The organism is Microcystis sp. M49636_WE2 (assembly GCF_030065375.1).
GTDB lineage: Bacteria > Cyanobacteriota > Cyanobacteriia > Cyanobacteriales > Microcystaceae > Microcystis > Microcystis aeruginosa_C.
Genome location: NZ_JASJFG010000701.1, coordinates 1 through 1664 on the forward strand (window position 1 = coordinate 1; position 1664 = coordinate 1664).

Consider the following 1664-nt stretch of genomic DNA (forward strand, 5'->3'; position numbering starts at 1 on the left):
CTGGATCATATCACCGACAGTGTATTGGTCTTCAAAGATAATTAGAAAACCGTTAATCCAATCTTTTAAAAGATCCTGAAAGGCAAAGGTGAGCAATGCTCCCACTAAACCGGCTCCCGTGAGTAAAAAGGCGAAAGAAAGACCCATCCAGGCCAAAAAACCAAAAATTCCCAGAAAAATAGCGATAAATGTGATAATTTCTCGCCAAACCTCCAATAAAGTGGGAGCGCGCAGAATCCTCCTTTCCAAATTTTCGGAAAACACCGCTCCTTCCTCTACCCACTCGCGTAGCCGAAAATTAACGTAGAGATTAACCATATTGCTCACTGATGTCATCAGCAACCAGATGATAAAAATCTGTAAAGGAATACGGATTATTCCGCGTCCTTCTAGCCTAGTTTCAGGAAATACATACAAAATCGCCGCTATTCCGCCAAACCAAAGCAGTATCAGTCCAATGAAAGCTAGTCTTTTCCAGAGAATATTTAGCGTTAGTTGTCGCTGAATATCAGCCTGTTGACGGAAATTAGAGGAATCTCCTAGAGCGGCTAAAATCGGCTCTTGGGAGCGATCTTTTCTGGGGGGGGAATTTATGGGTAAATTTTGATCGGATTGCCTTTTAGCTTGTTTTTTGAGGAGATTAAAGCGATTTCTTAGGTGTTTCTGCCACCAAATTGATACCCAGCTTAAGAAAGTTAGCCCCAAAATAATTATAGTGGCAGTCATTACCTGTTGCCGACGAGGGGCGGGCTGACGTTCTTGCCAAGCTTGGAGCAAAGCTGTTTGGATGATTTTAACCCATCTGTCCGCTAAATCGTCAACCGAAGAAGAATCGATCAGGGCATCAACTTCTGTTACTGTCAGAATTACCTGTTGCGGTAACTTCTGGTTATCCTTGGCCACAATCACGGTTAAATTATTGAGAGTCGCCGTACTTACTTGCAGGGTTGTCGGATCGAAACCCCGATTGATAATATTATTTAAGCCCCTCTCAATGCGCCTAGCCCGTCTTTCTACCGGGGAGAGTTCCCGGGACTCAGAAGCGGTAAAATCTTGGGAGGCAATCTGAAATAAGGCAAATCCATCTAGATGCACGGAAGCATATTCTATATCCCCGGCTACAAAAATCCTTGTACCCGTGGGAGATACAAATGGAACCAGAAAATTTTGGCCTAGGGATGGCTGGGGATTAAGAACAAAAATACTAACCAAGAGGCAACCCGCCAATCCTTGAATGACCAGATTGAAAATTTTTCCCCGTTGCCGTCGTCCCATTGCCCAAGTTTCCTTTTTGATTAACAATGATCTTGACTCGCTTTCTCAGCTTATGGCAGTTATCTTAATGGTGAGATCAAAAGTTTTCGTTTTGGGGAGTCGGTCGTGCCTCTCCCTTGTCCCCTCTCCCCAGTGATAACTGATAACTGGAATCCCCAACCCCCAACATTAGTTAACTTCTCATGTCCAATATACCCCCACAGTGGCGCGAGGAAATAACCTCTTTACCTCCTTGGTTACGGCGTTCACTCGGCAAATCTAGCGAAATTTCCACGGTTCAGCGCATTATCAAACAAAGGAACATTCATACTATCTGCGAGGAGGGTCGCTGTCCCAATCGCGGCGAATGTTATGCCCAAGGTACGGCGACTTTTTTGTTGATGGGTCCC

Annotated in this window: 1 protein-coding gene and 1 pseudogene; one reads left to right on the forward strand and one right to left on the reverse strand. The window is 44.7% G+C overall.

Annotated features, from left to right (window positions below; all coding sequences use genetic code 11):
• Positions 1-1275, reverse strand: a 1275-nt coding sequence (locus tag PX484_RS16055; RefSeq protein ID WP_288104724.1) for a mechanosensitive ion channel family protein, incomplete at its 3' end; no start/stop codon positions are given.
• 182 nt (positions 1276-1457) lie between these two features.
• On the opposite strand from PX484_RS16055, the pseudogene PX484_RS16060 reads away from it, so the two are divergent.
• A pseudogene (locus PX484_RS16060) lies at positions 1458-1664 on the forward strand (lipoyl synthase); the annotation flags it as partial.